Origin of the sequence: Chryseobacterium lacus, assembly GCF_003336205.1 — a bacterium.
GTDB classification, from domain to species: Bacteria; Bacteroidota; Bacteroidia; order Flavobacteriales; family Weeksellaceae; genus Chryseobacterium_A; species Chryseobacterium_A lacus.
Genome location: NZ_QPIE01000003.1, coordinates 45,805 through 61,741, shown reverse-complemented (window position 1 = coordinate 61,741; position 15,937 = coordinate 45,805). Strand labels below are relative to the sequence as shown.

The window sequence follows — 15,937 nt, the reverse complement described above, 5'->3', positions numbered from 1 at the left end:
AAAATGTTTCTACTATTTCGGATATTTAATATAAAATTGCAGGCATCACTTTTCACTGGTCGTAAAAATCATTTCGTTTCCTTGCCCATCTGCAAGAATCAGGCGCTGATTTTCAATACGGTACGATTTCATTTCAGCAATCTGCGAGATGAAGTTTTTTTCCAGTTCCATATTATTTTCACAATACATCATGGTGGCGCCAATATCGGAAAACTCAACATTTCCTTTTGAATCAAATTTTGCGGTTAAAAATAAATTGTTGCATCCCATGTAGGCACTGTACTGGTTTTCAGCAGATTCCTTAGGAATTAAATTCAGGTACGCATTGTTTTTCGTCAGCAGAGTTTTATCAAAATCGCTAAATGAAATCAGGCTCCACTGTTTTTGGAGTTGATCTTTGTTGTGTTGTGAGTTACAATTCATCATCAAAATTAACATTAAAGGGAGCAGCAACTGCATAGCGAAACTTTTCATTTATCCGGGTTTTTTAAACAGATCATTCAAAAATACATTAAAAAATGATTAAATTGCGGCAAATTTAATTTTACTTATGAAAAAGATATTTTTACTCTTAACATTCATGTTGAGTTTTGTTCAAATGAGAGCCGATGAAGGAATGTGGCTGATGATGCTGGTAAACAGACTGAAAGGACAGGATTTACAGAAAAAAGGACTAAAATTAACTGCAGAAGAAATTTATTCGGTGAATGGCTCTAGCCTGAAAGATGCCATCGTGCAGTTTGGTGGCGGATGTACTGCGGAAATGGTGTCTAAAGAAGGGTTGCTGTTCACGAATCACCATTGTGGTTACGGACAGATTGCAGCGCTTTCTACCCCTGAAAAAGACCATCTCACGAATGGATTCTGGGCGATGAACAAAAGCCAGGAACTTCCGGCAAAAGGTCTTTCAGTGAGATTTCTGGTTAGAATGGATGATGTTTCCAACAGAATCAATGCGTTGCTGAATAACCAAATGTCCACCAAAGAAAGAAGAGACATCATCGACGCTGAGTATAAAAAGATTCAGAATGAAAATTCTGAGAACGGAAAATATACCGTAGTAGTTCGCGATTTTTACAATGGAAACGAATTTTATTATTTTGTTTATCAGGATTTTAAAGATGTGAGATTGGTAGGAACTCCGCCTAATTCCATCGGAAAATTTGGTGGTGATACCGATAACTGGGAATGGCCAAGACACACCGGAGATTTTGCGGTTTTCAGAGTTTATTCGGACGTCAATGGAAATCCGGCAGAATATTCCCCGAACAATGTTCCGATGAAGCCTAAACATCACCTTCCCGTTTCTATAAAACCTTTTACAGCAGGAGATTTTGCAATGATTGTAGGATATCCGGGACGAACAAACCGTTATATGACATCGTACGGAATTGATCAACTGGTAAATAAAGATTACCCGGGTTGGGTAGACGCGTCCAGAAATGCGATGGATGTGATGAAAAAGTATATGGATCGCGATCAGGCTACGAAATTAAATTACGCTTCTCAGTACGCTTCCGTAGCCAATTACTGGAAAAACAGACAAGGAACCATTGAATCCGTCAATAAAAACGGAACGATTCAGGATAAACAAAAGGTAGAAGAGGTATTCCAAAAATGGGCACAAAAACCTGAAAATAAAGACCTGTACGGAAATGTACTTGCTGATATGGAGTCTTATTACAAAACAACCTCTGCCAGAGGTGTAGAAAGAAATTATGCTTCACAAATGACCAGAAATGCAAAGTATATTTCTTACGCCGTTTCTTTGGGAAGTGCTTTCAAAACGATGATGAACGAAACCGATGCTGCCAAAAAAGCGGAACTGAAGAAAACTTTATCGGAAAGAATCAATACGATGTATGAGAAATTCAATCCGGCAATGGAGCAGGAAATGCTGAAAACCATGGTGGGCCTGTATAAATCCAAAGTGGATGGCTTTGTGGCTTCGCCTTATTTCCAGCATATCAATGCTGATCTTCTGGACGATGTTGCGAAACATTCCATTTTTGCAAACAGAAACTCAGCCATGAATTTCCTTAACAATCCAGATATGCAAACGCTGGAAAGAGATGCGCTTTATAAACTGGGTACCGGATATGTGGAAGATCAAAGAAAACTGAACGATAAATTTTCAGCGGAAGATGATAAATTCAGCAACATCAACAGACTTTATTTCGACGGTTTAAGAAAATCACATCCCAAAGTTGAATTTTATCCGGATGCCAACTCTACCATGAGAATTACTTTCGGGAAAATCTCGACACTTCCTTTCAGAGATGACAGAAATTACCATGGTGTTACCAATAATTTCTACACAGATCTAGACGGAACTGTAGCAAAATACAAAAAAGGAGACGAAGAATTCGATATGCCACAAAAGCTTATCGACCTGAATGCGAAAAGAGATTATGGACAATACGCTGATCCTGCAGGATACCTTCCGGTTAATTTCCTTACCGATAATGATATCACAGGCGGAAATTCCGGATCGCCGGTTTTGAACGGTAACGGAGAACTGATTGGTTTAGCTTTCGACGGAAATTCTGAAGCCCTTTCCGGAGACATCGTTTTCGAGGAAGAATGGCAGAAAACCATTGCCGTAGATTCCAGATATGTACTTTGGGTTATTGACAAATTCGCCGGAGCAGGCCATTTGATCAATGAAATGACCATTGTAAAATAAAATTGAGTTCTAATATCTTTTCTGAAGACTGTCTCCGAAAGTGAGGCAGTCTTTATTTTTATACAAATTCTCTTAAAATATCCAAAATCTTAAAATGATTCTTGAAAGAAATTACTAAATTAGCCACCATTAATAATTTTAGAACAATGAAAAGAATATTTTTACTGCTTACATTCCTTCTGAGTTTTGTACAAATGAAGGCTGATGAGGGAATGTGGCTCATGATGCTGATCAAAAGACTGAATGGAGTGGATATGCAGCGCCAGGGCCTGAAACTGACTCCTGAAGAAATTTATTCCGTTAATAATTCTTCCCTGAAAGATGCTATTGTAAGCTTCGGAGGATATTGCACGGGTGAAATTGTTTCTGATCAGGGATTAATCTTTACCAATCATCACTGTGGATATGACAACATTGCGGCTGCTTCCACTCCGGAACAGGATTATCTGAAAAACGGATTCTGGGCCATGAAGCAGAAAGATGAATTTAATGCGAAGGATCTGTATGTCCGTTTCCTTATCAGAATGGATGATGCAACCCAAAGAATCAACTCAAAACTGAACGATACTATGACGGAAGAACAGCGCAAAGCCGTCATCGACAGAGAATATAAAGCCATTCAAACTGAAAATTCCGAGAACGGAAAATATACCGTAGTTGTTCGGGATTTCTTTAACGGGAATGAATTTTATTATTTCGTTTATCAGGATTATAAAGATGTAAGACTCGTAGGCGCACCTCCCTCTGCCATAGGAAAATTCGGGGGCGATACCGATAACTGGGAATGGCCAAGACATACCGGAGATTTTGCTGTTTTCAGAGTGTATGCTGATGCCAAAGGAAATCCTGCAGAATACGACCCGAAAAATGTTCCTTTGAAACCGAAACACCATCTTCCTGTTTCACTCAAGGGCATTCAGCCCGGAGATTTCTCCATGATCATCGGATATCCCGGAAGAACCAACCGTTATATGACGTCTTATGGAATCAATCAGCTCGTGACCAAAGATTATCCGGCTTGGGTAGAAGCCTCCAATCTCGCGATGCAGGTAATGAAAAAATACATGGACAGGAATAAAGCGACACAATTGAATTACGCTTCACAATACGCCAATGTTGCCAATTACTGGAAAAACAGACAAGGAACCATTGATGCAGTTATTCAAAATTCTACCATTTCTGAGAAAGAGAGAGAGGAGAATGCCTTTGCCAACTGGACACTGCTTCCCGGAAATCAGGATTACGTCGGGATCTTGGAAGAAATAAAAACCTATTATCAGCAGGTTTCCCAACGGAATATGGAAAGAAGCTATAATATTCAGATTCAAATCAATTCCAAGTATATTACAACACCTTTTCAGCTGGGGAATTTATTTAAAACCTATGCAGATCAGGATATGCAGAACAGAATCAAAATGAGGCCTCAACTGGAGGAAGCGATCAATGATTTCTACAATGATTTCGATGCAGAACTGGAAGGCGAAATGCTGAATTCACTGGTGAAGCTTTATCAAACCAAAGTAAACCGTGACGTGGCTTCGCCAACATTGATGGCTCAGGATGCCTCCAACCTTTCTTTGCAGGCGCATTCTTCCATATTCGCCAATAAAGCTTCAGCCCTCAATTTCATGCTGAATCCTGATAAAGTAAAATTGGATGCCGATCCGCTGTACCGACTTTCCAACGCTTATGTTGCTGATCAAAGAGCTTTGGCTAAGAAATTCTCTTTGGTAGAAAGTAATTTTGCCAGAAACAGCAGAATGCTCATGGAAGGTTACAGAAAAGCGTTCCCTGAGAGAACTTTCTATCCGGATGCGAACGGAACCATGAGATTGACTTACGGAAAAGTAGCCACGCTTCCTCAAAGAGCTGACAGAAGTTACAAAGGAATTACCGAGAATTTCTATACAGATATGCAGGGGCTGGTAGATAAATACAAAGAAGGAGACGAAGAGTTTGACCTTCCTAAAAAGGTTCTAGATATGCACGCTACCAGAGATTATGGAATTTACGCCGATGCAGCCGGGTATCTTCCCGTCAACTTCCTTACAGATCACGATATCACTGGAGGAAATTCCGGATCACCGGTGATTGATGCAGAAGGAAACCTGATCGGAATCGCTTTTGACGGAAATTCGGAAGCGCTTTCAGGAGACATCGTTTTCGAACCGAAATGGCAGAAAACCATCAATGTGGATATCCGTTTTGTAATGTGGACTATAGACCAATATGCCGGTGCAAAGAGAATTGTGGACGAAATGACCTTCGTGACCAACGAGCATCCAACACCTGTGAAAGGCAGCGTTCTGAAAGCAAAAAAGAAGAGATAACCTCATCTTGGCATCAATAAAAAACCGGAGAATTTCTTCGGTTTTTTTGTTTCCTCTGCTTTACTTATCTTAAAATACATCTGATGTTTCCAAAAAAGGTTATGGTTCAATAAAGTGAGTAATAGAATCACTTGTAATAATTTGATTTTACCTTTTGTACAGCTCATCAGAACAAGCTATTCAAAAGATACGGACGTTTACTAAAAAACGTTAGGACGTTTTCACTAAAACATCAGGACGTTTTTATAAAAAGATATGGACGAATTATTGCTGAAGACCAAAACTGTGATTTTCTTTAGCTTTTCAGCGTTTTTATTTCTTCTTTCAGTTCGCTGATGATGGATTACAGTTCCTGAATTCTTTCTTCATATTGTTCTATCAGTTTTTCAGATAAGGAATTAATCGTATTAATGGTTCCGACAAACTGAAATGCCATACCGCCGTTTTGTTCCTGATTTTGGTTGTTAAAATTATTGGCATCATCTATAAAGAAACTTTCAGGTCTTACTTCAAAAATCTCGCTCAATTTCTCTAAATGAGTTGCCATGACAGGCTTTCGCCGGTTTCAATTCTTGCATAAGCAGATTGCGAAATATGGAGTTTATCTGCCATTTCTTCCTGCGACAGCCCTTTTGCTTTTCTCAATCTTTTTATTTTCTCTGAAACAATTGTATTCATACTTTGTTTTGTTTAAGCAAATGTAGAAATAAAATCCAAATATTGCTTTACCCGAAATCAGGGTAAGATTATGCGTAAATAGAATGATATGCATATGAAAATATTTTTTAATTTCGGAGAAAATTAAAACACTTAAATTATAAAGCCCATGAAGAGAATCATTAATTACACAGGATTGTTATTCCTGCTGCTGTTAATACTAAATAGTTGTCGACAGGATGAGATGGTCGCCGAAGCGCAACAACAATCTGAAAAGGTTTCAAAGTTTGGAATCTTTAGCAATAAGAAAGAAGGCAGCTTGGCCCGCGAGAATGATATGCATTATCAGGAAGGCTTTCGCTACCTGTACTCCAGCTACTACGAACTCTATCCAGAAGAAGCTCCTGATTTTGAAGATGCTTCAAAACCTTTAGTTGATTTTAGGTTTGCCTCACAAGTGTTTTATGAAGAAGATTCTTCTAAGTATGTTTTATTCCCCATTGTTCATGAAAGGCGGGTAATAGATATCATGGTTGGGCATGTAAATCGTGACGAAACTTATGTAGAGTTTTATTATGCAGAAAAAGATGATTTAGTAGAACTAATTATAAACGAGTTTGCCGAACACGCTGGTGGGGTTATTAGTGGTGAAGAGAATCCACCGCAACCAAAAGAAACTCTAATACAGGAAGTTGTTATTATAGTTCCCAAAGCAGTTAAACCGGTAAAGCAAAGTTTATTTATTGATACAGTAGATTATGCTCACTTGCCTCCAGGTGGTGATTGCACTCTGTATGGTAATTGTGGAGGAGGAGGCAACTCAAACCCTGTAATGCCACAGCCACAAACGCAGCCATCGCCATGCGCAAAATCAAAATCTATATCTCAGAATGCAGATAGAAAAGCTTTACTTGAATTTTTAAAAGGTAAAGCAACAAGTGCTACAGTAGAGCATGCTTATCTAATTCCGCCCAACGAACCTCCATTACATTTACAAGGTGATTATGCGTCAGGACAAATACAAATTAGTCTCAACGGCCAAATAGACTCTATGCTTCATTCTCATTATCAAGGTTTGCTTTCTGTTTTTTCAGTATCTGATATTTTTGCAGTGGCAAGTTTATATCAAAATGGTGGTATTAGCAATGTTGGCACGTTTACTTTTGGCGTTGTTACAGCTTCTGGTACACAATATTTATTAGTAATTGACAACCCGACGAAATTTAGTAATTTTGCTTCAAACCTCCTTAATTCAAATGGAGGATACGATTCAAATTCTGTAAATATGTATCAAATAATATACGATAAATATAATATCAATGAAAGTAACTCTCCTGCTATGAATGAAGCAGCATTTGTTAGATTTCTAGAAGCTACAAATTCAGGACTGAAAGCTCTAAAAGGAACATCAGATTTTAATAACTGGCAAGTATTAAATAAGAACGCCAATGGCACTGTAACCCCACAAAATTGCAATTAACATGAAACTATTTCTAAAAACAATACTGTCTTTCTCATTTATATTTTTTGTTTTCTTTATAAAAGGACAGAACATTGAACCACAACCCGGAGACAACTTACTGAATGCAGAACTAAATAAATATGTAGGTACATGGAAATGGGAGAGCAATGGAACTTCCTTGACAATCGTCTTTAAGAAAGTCAATGCAAAAGTACCAGTTACGATGAACTTATATGCAGATATTTTGTTTGGTTATCACCAATACAAAGTAAATAACACAATTGTAGAGGATTCACTTCCTTTTATTAACGCAACGTTTAACCAAAAAAAATATACAATAATAACTTTTGGTACGCAACCAAATTTACCACCAAACAGAATTTCAGTCGGGTTCAATCACCCTTCTAAAAATAAATCTGTACAAGGGGAATTTGAATATATAGATGCGAACCATATAAAAATAGTTAGTTTAAAGAATTATCAAGGAATTAAAGTTAATTTACCTGGACAACCCCCTTATGATAATACTATTACTTTGCCGCAGAATATCATATTAACCAAACAGTAATTTTGAAAGTGCTCAATACTTTCTTTAAGCCTCTGAGATTTTAATATTCAAAGTGGTACGTAAGAAAAAACAAAAAAAGCCGTTTCATTGAGTTATGAGACGGCTTCTTTGTTTAATAAAGTTCGGTAAAACTACTTTCCGAAACTACAAAGAATAATGATTGACTTAAAAATAATTTCGTATCTTAAAAATTCCAAATTTAAAATCACAAAATCATGCATTACAGAACAGAACACGATACGATGGGCGAAATCAATGTTCCTTCGGATAAATTTTGGGGAGCCCAAACGGAGCGTTCCAGAAACAATTTCAAAATAGGGCCGGAAGGAAGTATGCCATCGGAAATCATCGAAGCGTTTGCGATACTGAAAAAAGCCGCAGCCTTTGCCAATGCCGATCTCGGTGTACTTCCTTCGGAAAAAAGAGACCTGATCGCACAGGTGTGTGATGAAATCCGGGAAGGAAAACTCAACGGGAATTTCCCTCTGGTGATCTGGCAAACCGGCAGTGGAACGCAAAGCAATATGAACGTGAATGAAGTGATTGCTAATAAAGCTCATGTAAATAGCGGAGGAATTTTAGGCGAAAAATCTGTCATTCATCCTAACGACGATGTGAATAAATCCCAAAGCTCCAACGATACTTTCCCTACAGCCATGCACATCGCGGCTTACAAAAAAGTGGTGGAGCACACGATTCCCGCAGTGGAAAAACTAAGAAATACACTGGAACAAAAATCAAAACAATTCCAGAATATTGTCAAAATTGGAAGAACCCATCTGATGGACGCGACTCCTTTAACTTTGGGACAGGAATTTTCGGGCTATGTTGCTCAACTGGATTTCTCGTTAAAAGCAATTAAAAACACTCTCTCTCACCTGTCAGAACTCGCTCTTGGCGGCACTGCTGTAGGAACCGGACTGAACACACCGAAAGGATATGATGTAAAAGTGGCAGAATATATTTCCGAATTTGCGGGGCTTCCTTTCATCACCGCTGAAAATAAATTTGAAGCCTTGGCTGCGCACGATGCTATTGTAGAAAGCCACGGCGCGCTGAAACAACTGGCAGTATCCCTATATAAAATAGCACAGGATATCCGCTTTCTGGCTTCTGGCCCGCGTTCAGGAATTGGTGAAATTTTTATTCCTGAGAATGAACCTGGCTCGTCCATCATGCCGGGAAAGGTAAATCCTACGCAAAGTGAAGCTTTAACGATGGTATGCGCACAGGTTTTAGGAAATGATACTACGATTTCTTTTTCCGGCACTCAGGGAAATTTTGAGCTGAATGTTTTTAAACCTGTCATGATTTACAACTTCCTTCAGTCGGCTACGTTACTGGCAGATGCCTGTATTTCTTTTAATGATCATTGCGCTGTTGGAATTGAAGCCAATGAACCAAGAATCCAGGAACTGGTAGAGAAATCCCTGATGTTGGTTACCGCGCTCAATCCTCACATTGGATATGAAAATGCAGCTACCATTGCCAAAGCTGCGCACAAAAACGGGACTACGCTGCGCGAAGAAGCCATCAATCTGGGATTGTTGACCGCCGAGCAGTTCGATGAATGGGTGAAACCCGAGAAGATGATTTGATAAAAAATCAACAGAAATCTTCTTCCCAAACCAAAGCACTGGCTCCTAAAATAGCAGCATCAGCTTCAGGAAGTTCGCTGAGGATGAGATTTATTTTACCACGTGAAGAGGGAAGAAGATTGCGCTCCATATGAAATTTTGCAGGCCCGAGAAGGAAATCTCCCGCTTTTATAACGCCACCGAAAAGAAGAATTGCTTCAGGCGAGGAAAACATCACGAAATTGGCAAATGCTTCGCCCAGTTTCTGGCCTGTATATCGAAATACTTCTATGGCAACCGCATCTTTCTTCAGGGCACAATCGTAAACGGTTTTAGAATTGATTTCCGTTTCAGGATATTGATTGAGCAGACTGTCGGGAAATTCTGCACGCATCTTTTTTGCCGTAATGGCAATGCCGGTTGCGGATGCATATGCTTCCAGCGAACCTTCCGAATCTGTACTCCAGTGTTTCCTGCCGCCGGGTTTTACTATGGTATGCCCGAGTTCGCCGGCGAAACCATCATGTCCATAAATTAATTTTCCGTCACAAACAATTCCGCTTCCGACGCCTGTTCCCAAAGTAATCATGATGAAATCTTTCATGTTTTTGGCGGCTCCGTATTTCATTTCACCTACTGCAGCGGCATTGGCATCATTGGTAATGGTGCAGGGAATATTCAATTTTTCCGTCAGGATTCGGGCCAAAGGAATACTTCCTTTCCACTTCAGGTTGAGCGCATCCTCTATGGTTCCAGTATAATAATTTCCGTTGGGTGCGCCTATTCCGATGCCACAGAACTGATGATCGCTAAACTTCTGAATCAATGGATGAATAATGTTAGAAAGCGCATTGATGAATTCCTCCACAGTTTCATGTTTTCCAGTAGGCAGGCTTCCTTTCTCTAAGATTTCACCGGCGCGGTTCACCATCCCGAATTTGGTATTGGTGCCGCCAATGTCGATTCCAAGTGCGATTTCCATTGTCATATTGTATGTTTCTACGGATGGGTAATTATCAAATTAAAGTGAAATAAAACATGAAAATTTCTTTCAGGTTTTAAATTTCTCAAATTTAGCATAATTCATGGATTTGGGTAATAGTACGGATATTGATATGGTAAAAATAAAAAATCCGCCTGAAGTTCTCAAGCGGATTAATATATAAAACATTCATCTTACGATGGGATTTCTCCTTTAAAAAGGAAGGAAACGGTTTCTCTATTTACTTTGTCCACCATTTCACTGAAAAGGTAAAAAGATTCCTGTTTGTAAATTACTAGTGGATCTTTCTGCTCGTAAACTGCTCCCTGTGAAGATCTCCGAAGATCATCCATTTCGCGAAGATGCAGTTTCCAGTTTTCATCAATAATAGACAGCGAAATATTTTTTTCAAAATCGTCTATCAGGCTTTGGCACTTGGTTTCAAAAGCTTTATGAAGATCTGCAACAATGGTCATGGTGCGGGTTCCGTCGGTAAATGGAACCTGAATCATTTTGAACATAGAGCCTTGATTCTGGTAAACATTTTCGATGATGGGAAAGGATTTTTCTCTCATCAGTTCCAGCCTCTTTTTATAATCTTCTTCAGCTGCTTTGAAAACGATATTGCTCAGTTCCGGAATTTGTGTGTTTTTGAATACACTTTCAGAAACAGGGGCGTCCATCGTGAAATTCTTAATGATTTCGTATTCAAAATCTTTGTAGTTTCCATCTGCTTTCGTTTTTGCTACCACAGAATGAGCCACATCATAAATCATGTTTGAAATGTCATATTTCAGGTGATCTCCGAAGAGAGCATTTTTTCTTCTTTTGTAAATCACATCCCGTTGCTTGTTCATCACATCATCATATTCCAACAATCTTTTTCGGATTCCAAAGTTATTTTCTTCTACTTTTTTCTGGGCTCTTTCGATAGATTTTGTAATCATGGAATGTTGAATCACTTCACCTTCTTTGTGTCCCATTCGGTCCATCATCTTGGCTATTTTTTCTGAACCGAAAAGTCTCATCAAATTATCCTCAAGTGAGACATAAAATTGTGAACTTCCAGGATCTCCCTGTCTTCCTGCACGCCCTCTCAACTGTCGGTCGACCCTTCTGGAGTCGTGTCTTTCGGTACCTATAATCGCTAAACCTCCGGCTTCTTTTACGCCTTCTCTCAGCTTGATATCAGTACCCCGACCTGCCATATTCGTAGCAATAGTTACCTGTCCCGCACGACCAGCGTCAGCAACAATTTCAGCTTCTTTTTTGTGAAGTTTTGCATTCAGAACCTGATGAGGAATTTTCCTGAGCTGCATCGCTTTTGAAAGTAGTTGAGAAATTTCAACTGAAGTAGTTCCTACAAGAACAGGTCTTCCGGCAGCGGTCAGATGTTCTATTTCTTCAATAACAGCGTTGTATTTTTCACGATTGGTTTTGAAGACAAGATCCTGACGATCATCTCTTTGTATTGGTCTGTTGGTAGGAATTACGACAACATCTAGTTTGTAAATCTGCCAGAATTCTCCTGCTTCGGTTTCCGCTGTTCCCGTCATCCCGGCCAGTTTATTGTACATCCGGAAATAATTCTGGAGCGTAACGGTAGCAAAAGTTTGTGTAGCGGCTTCTATTTTTACATTTTCTTTGGCTTCTATCGCTTGGTGCAATCCATCGGAATACCGTCTGCCTTCCATGATACGGCCGGTTTGCTCATCTACAATTTTTACTTCGCCGTCAATTACGACATATTCATCATCTTTTTCAAAGAGCGTGTACGCTTTCAGAAGTTGATTTAAAGTATGTACTCTTTCTGATTTTACTGCAAATTCTCTGAAGAGTTCTTCTTTCGCTGCAAATTCTTCTTCCTTCGACAGATTTTTCGCTTCCAGTTCTGCTATTTCGGTGCCGATATCCTGTAATATAAAGAAATCTTTATCACCATCGCCGGCGGACATATATTCTACCCCTTTATCGGTAAGATCAATCTGATTATTTTTTTCATCAATCACAAAATAAAGATCTTTGTCTACTTTTGGCATTTCACGGTTGTTATCCGCCATATATTGGCCTTCCGTTTTCTGAAGTAAAGCCTTGTTTCCGGTTTCTGAAAGGAATTTAATCAAAGGTCGGGACTTCGGTAATCCTCTGTATGCCTGAAGGAGCTTGAAACCACCTTCCTTGGTATTGCCTGCGGCAATTAGTTTTTTGGCTTCATTAAAAATCTGGGAAACCGTTTGCTTTTGTACACTTACAATGCGATCCACAGATGGTTTTAAAACGTCAAATTCCTGACGGTCGCCTTGCGGAACTGGCCCGGAAATAATCAGTGGTGTTCTCGCATCATCAATCAATACGGAATCTACCTCATCCACAATTGCGAAATTCAGTTCTCTTTGAACCAGTTCGGATGGAGATGTCACCATGTTATCTCTCAGATAATCAAAGCCAAATTCGTTATTGGTTCCATAAGTGATATCGGAATTATACGCTTTCTTTCTGCCGTCGGAGTTGGGTTGGTGATTGTCGATACAATCAATGGAAAGACCATGAAACTGATATAAAGGCCCCATCCAAGCGGAGTCTCTTTTAGCAAGATAATCATTTACGGTAACTACGTGAACACCCCGGCCCGGAAGTGCATTGAGATAAATGGGAAGTGTTCCTACAAGCGTTTTTCCTTCACCAGTGGCCATTTCTGCGATTTTACCGCTATGAAGTACTACACCTCCGATGTACTGTACATCGTAATGCACCATGTCCCAAATAATTTCTGTTCCATGAGCATTCCATGAGTTTTTCCAAACCGCTTCGTCACCCTCTATCTTTACAAAATCTTTGCTGGCAGCGAGTTCACGATCCCAATCTGTTGCTTTCACACGAATTTCACCATTCTCTGCCCACCTTCTTGCGGTTTCTTTAATGAGTGCAAAAGCTTCAGGAAGGATTTCCATCAATACTTTCTCTTCTGTTTCGTAAGCTTCTTTGTTCAGCGCATCTATCCGCTGAAAGAGCGCTTCTTTTTCATCAATATTGGAAGTATTCTGAATTTGTTTCCTGGTTTGTTCGATCTCGGAAGTGACAGAAGCAGATGCGCTTTTTATTTTTTCTTTGAATTCCGCTGTTTTCACTCGCAATTCATCATCACTCAGTTGCCGGATGTTATCCTCTACAGCTTTTATTTTGGTTACTACTTTTTTTACCTCTTTCAGATCATTGGCGTTTTTATCACCAAGAAAACCTTTTAGAATTTTGTCTAAAACACTCATGTCTTGTTATTTGCTTGCAGCGGACTGCCGGCTGCTTTGGATTTTGTTAAAAATGGCAGATGGCAAAGCCTCCGCCGTGGTAAAACTAATATTCATCCTCATTCCAGAGGAAATCTTCATCTGTAGGATAATCGCTCCATACTTCTTCTATAGATTCATAAATCTCGCCTTCATCTTCTATCGCCTGAAGGTTTTCGACTACTTCCATCGGCGCACCGGTTCGGATGGCATAATCAATAAGCTCCGCCTTCGTCATAGGCCACGGAGCATCGCTTAAATAGGAAGCTAATTCTAATGTCCAGTACATATTCTTAGTGTTTTTATTTTCCCTGCAAAAGTATAAAATTAGCTGAAAAATCAAAGTTTTTTCCCGCTGATTTTCAATCTTTTTGAAACATTTGCAATGATTCTTTATTCCTGATTTTGAGTTGTCGTGAATCTTTTTGGTTTCCGCTTTTCAAAAAGGCTAAAACAGGCTTTTATATTCAGTATTTCTTGCAGCTTTGGGCTCAATTTTTCAAAAACCATTCCACAAATCTTTTTATGCCATTTTGGAAGTTTACCTTAGGTTGATAACCGATCATTGCTTTTGCTTTATCAATATTGGCGTGGGTTTTCATGACATCTCCCTGTTGTAAAGGAAGGTAATTCTTTCTCGCTTTTATTCCCAATTCTTCTTCGATGGTGGTTACCATTTCATCGAGCTGTATCACCTGATTTTCTCCAAGATTGAGAATTTCGTAAACTTGAGTATGAGTTTGCAGATATTCAATACTTTTTAAAATTCCGTCAATAATATCGTCAATATACGTATAATCCCGGGAAGTGGTTCCATCTCCGTAGAAAGGAATTTCCTGTTGCCCCGAAATCATTTTCGTAAACTTATGAATTGCAAGATCAGGTCTTTGCCTCGGCCCATATACCGTGAAAAAACGAAGCTGAATCATATCTATTGCATACAAATGATGATAAACATGGCCTAAAGTTTCTACACTTTTCTTGGTTGCTGCATAAGGAGAAATGGGTTGATCCACTGAATCTGTTTCAGAAAACGGGATTTTCTCGTTATTTCCATAAACACTGGAGGAGGAAGCGCAGATAAATTTCTGAATTTTAAAATCTCTGCACAGTTCCCAAAGATTCATCGTTCCGCGAATATTGACTTCCTCATACTCCAAAGGCCTGTCGATAGAAGGTCGGACACCCGCCAAAGCTGCCAAATGAATCACCATATCAACTGAATGATTTTCAAAAACCGTTTTCAGACCGGTACGATCTCTAATATCCTGATAATATAGATGATACCGCTCAGAACGGGTGCTGTTTACAAGTGTATTGATGTCAATATCCTTTTCTGAGAAAGAAAAATGCGAAGATTGCTGTAAAGATTCCAGCGTATTTCGGATTTTAATTTTGTAATCATAAAAACTGTCAAAATTGTCAACGTTAATGACAGAGTGTCCGTTTCGCAAAAGGTGCTGAGCTAAATGAGAACCTATGAAACCACTGGCTCCGGTGATGAGATACGTCATACTGGATTTTATTTGTATCGCAAAGGTATAAAATTAGAAAGAGGAAAATAATTCCTTATTTTTACGAAAAATTCAGAATGAAATTTCAGGGACAGGTGCTGAAGATGAGCACGATTAATGATACTCCTATTCAATATTATATGAATTTTTCTAATGATTTGATTAACATGAATCAACTCATCGGAAAAAAATTGAAACTCACGCTTATTGGCTATCAATGTGTGAATTGTGGAAATGATGAGAGATTGTACCGAATGGGATTCTGCAAAAATTGTTTTTTTGAAAGCCCTTATGCCAGCGATACCATTATACGGCCCGAACTTTCCACCGCACATCTGGGAATTGCCGAAAGGGATTTGCAGGTAGAACAGGAAATTCAACTGGTTCCACACGTGGTTTATCTGGCTTATACCGGAGATGTAAAAGTGGGCGTTACGCGATTCAATCAACTTCCTACAAGATGGATAGATCAGGGTGCTACTTTCGCACTGCCCATTGCCAAAACCACCAACCGTTATGAAGCCGGAATGATAGAAGTTGCCCTGAAAGAGCATCTCCCGGATAAAACAAATTATAAAAAAATGCTTCAGGACGATTTTGAAGACGATCTGGATCTGGCGGATTTCAGAAATAAAATAGAACAGTATTTTCCTGAAGAGTTCAAAAATTTCTATTCTATGGAAGGCGAGGTGTCGCGGTTGGATTATCCTTATGAAGCTCCCGCGAACATCAATGTTTTTACGCTGGACAAAAATCCCGAGTTTGAAGGAACATTAGCCGGAATTAAAGGGCAATATCTTTATTTTGAAGGTGGAAATTTCATCAATATGAGAAGTCATGAAGGCTATGTAGTGGAGCTTGAAACTTTGTAGTTTTC

Annotated in this window: 13 protein-coding genes; 6 read left to right on the top strand and 7 right to left on the bottom strand. The window is 39.2% G+C overall.

The annotated features are described in order from the left end of the window. Positions 1-45 precede the first annotated feature (45 nt). The gene (locus tag DQ356_RS04110; RefSeq protein ID WP_114303213.1) at positions 46-474 is read right to left on the bottom strand and encodes an META domain-containing protein; all 429 of its coding nucleotides are present in this window, start codon (positions 472-474) and stop codon (positions 46-48) included. Positions 475-550: 76 nt separating this feature from the next. Here DQ356_RS04110 and DQ356_RS04105 point away from each other — a divergent pair, with 76 nt between their 5' ends. Continuing rightward, the gene (locus DQ356_RS04105) at positions 551-2,686 is read left to right on the top strand and encodes a S46 family peptidase (protein ID WP_114303212.1); all 2,136 of its coding nucleotides are present in this window, start codon (positions 551-553) and stop codon (positions 2,684-2,686) included. 146 nt (positions 2,687-2,832) lie between these two features. Continuing rightward, positions 2,833-5,016, top strand: a complete 2,184-nt coding sequence (locus DQ356_RS04100) for a S46 family peptidase (protein ID WP_114303211.1) — start codon at positions 2,833-2,835, stop codon at positions 5,014-5,016. 343 nt (positions 5,017-5,359) lie between these two features. Here DQ356_RS04100 and DQ356_RS04095 read toward each other — a convergent pair whose 3' ends face one another. Together DQ356_RS04095 and DQ356_RS04090 are read right to left on the bottom strand one after the other, a co-directional pair. Beyond that, positions 5,360-5,563: a hypothetical protein gene (locus tag DQ356_RS04095; protein WP_114303210.1), complete on the bottom strand. Its 204-nt coding sequence runs from the start codon at positions 5,561-5,563 to the stop codon at positions 5,360-5,362. Further along, positions 5,548-5,694 (bottom strand): helix-turn-helix transcriptional regulator, encoded by a 147-nt coding sequence (locus tag DQ356_RS04090; RefSeq protein WP_114303209.1) that lies wholly within the window; start codon positions 5,692-5,694, stop codon positions 5,548-5,550. The genes DQ356_RS04095 and DQ356_RS04090 overlap by 16 nt, the downstream gene beginning before the upstream one ends. 148 nt (positions 5,695-5,842) lie before the next feature. On the opposite strand from DQ356_RS04090, the gene DQ356_RS04085 reads away from it, so the two are divergent. From DQ356_RS04085 to fumC, 3 genes are all read left to right on the top strand, one after another. Beyond that, positions 5,843-7,153: a hypothetical protein gene (locus DQ356_RS04085; protein ID WP_114303208.1), complete on the top strand. Its 1,311-nt coding sequence runs from the start codon at positions 5,843-5,845 to the stop codon at positions 7,151-7,153. Position 7,154: 1 nt separating this feature from the next. Beyond that, complete coding sequence (locus DQ356_RS04080; protein ID WP_114303207.1) at positions 7,155-7,703, top strand: DUF6705 family protein; 549 nt, start codon at positions 7,155-7,157, stop codon at positions 7,701-7,703. A gap of 215 nt (positions 7,704-7,918) precedes the next feature. Next, positions 7,919-9,301 carry a class II fumarate hydratase gene (fumC, locus tag DQ356_RS04075; protein ID WP_114303206.1) on the top strand — a complete coding sequence of 461 codons (1,383 nt, stop codon included), beginning with the start codon at positions 7,919-7,921 and terminating at the stop codon, positions 9,299-9,301. Positions 9,302-9,308: 7 nt separating this feature from the next. Here the strand turns inward: fumC and DQ356_RS04070 are convergent, their stop codons facing one another. The 4 genes from DQ356_RS04070 to DQ356_RS04055 form a co-directional block, all read right to left on the bottom strand. Further along, a complete protein-coding gene (locus DQ356_RS04070) occupies positions 9,309-10,262 on the bottom strand; it encodes an ROK family protein (protein WP_228420633.1) in 954 nt (317 codons plus the stop codon). A gap of 194 nt (positions 10,263-10,456) precedes the next feature. Next, on the bottom strand, positions 10,457-13,528 hold the full coding sequence (gene secA / locus DQ356_RS04065; RefSeq protein WP_114303204.1) for a preprotein translocase subunit SecA: 3,072 nt from the start codon (positions 13,526-13,528) through the stop codon (positions 10,457-10,459). A gap of 85 nt (positions 13,529-13,613) precedes the next feature. Next, on the bottom strand, positions 13,614-13,835 hold the full coding sequence (locus DQ356_RS04060; protein WP_002662059.1) for a DUF2795 domain-containing protein: 222 nt from the start codon (positions 13,833-13,835) through the stop codon (positions 13,614-13,616). A gap of 202 nt (positions 13,836-14,037) precedes the next feature. After that, positions 14,038-15,060, bottom strand: coding sequence for a GDP-mannose 4,6-dehydratase (locus tag DQ356_RS04055; protein WP_114303203.1), 1,023 nt, complete (start codon positions 15,058-15,060; stop codon positions 14,038-14,040). A gap of 77 nt (positions 15,061-15,137) precedes the next feature. On the opposite strand from DQ356_RS04055, the gene DQ356_RS04050 reads away from it, so the two are divergent. Next, entirely contained in the window at positions 15,138-15,932 is a 795-nt protein-coding gene (locus DQ356_RS04050; RefSeq protein ID WP_114303202.1) for a DUF2797 domain-containing protein, read from the top strand. The last annotated feature ends 5 nt before the right edge of the window (positions 15,933-15,937 follow it).

Coding starts and splice junctions, on each gene's coding strand:
- fumC (WP_114303206.1), top strand. CDS start 7,919: ATGCATTACAGAACAGAACACGATACGATGGGCGAAATCAATGTTCCT.
- DQ356_RS04090 (WP_114303209.1), bottom strand. CDS start 5,694: ATGAATACAATTGTTTCAGAGAAAATAAAAAGATTGAGAAAAGCAAAA.
- DQ356_RS04070 (WP_228420633.1), bottom strand. CDS start 10,262: ATGGAAATCGCACTTGGAATCGACATTGGCGGCACCAATACCAAATTC.
- DQ356_RS04100 (WP_114303211.1), top strand. CDS start 2,833: ATGAAAAGAATATTTTTACTGCTTACATTCCTTCTGAGTTTTGTACAA.
- DQ356_RS04085 (WP_114303208.1), top strand. CDS start 5,843: ATGAAGAGAATCATTAATTACACAGGATTGTTATTCCTGCTGCTGTTA.
- DQ356_RS04110 (WP_114303213.1), bottom strand. CDS start 474: ATGAAAAGTTTCGCTATGCAGTTGCTGCTCCCTTTAATGTTAATTTTG.
- secA (WP_114303204.1), bottom strand. CDS start 13,528: ATGAGTGTTTTAGACAAAATTCTAAAAGGTTTTCTTGGTGATAAAAAC.
- DQ356_RS04055 (WP_114303203.1), bottom strand. CDS start 15,060: ATGACGTATCTCATCACCGGAGCCAGTGGTTTCATAGGTTCTCATTTA.
- DQ356_RS04095 (WP_114303210.1), bottom strand. CDS start 5,563: ATGGCAACTCATTTAGAGAAATTGAGCGAGATTTTTGAAGTAAGACCT.
- DQ356_RS04060 (WP_002662059.1), bottom strand. CDS start 13,835: ATGTACTGGACATTAGAATTAGCTTCCTATTTAAGCGATGCTCCGTGG.
- DQ356_RS04080 (WP_114303207.1), top strand. CDS start 7,155: ATGAAACTATTTCTAAAAACAATACTGTCTTTCTCATTTATATTTTTT.
- DQ356_RS04050 (WP_114303202.1), top strand. CDS start 15,138: ATGAAATTTCAGGGACAGGTGCTGAAGATGAGCACGATTAATGATACT.
- DQ356_RS04105 (WP_114303212.1), top strand. CDS start 551: ATGAAAAAGATATTTTTACTCTTAACATTCATGTTGAGTTTTGTTCAA.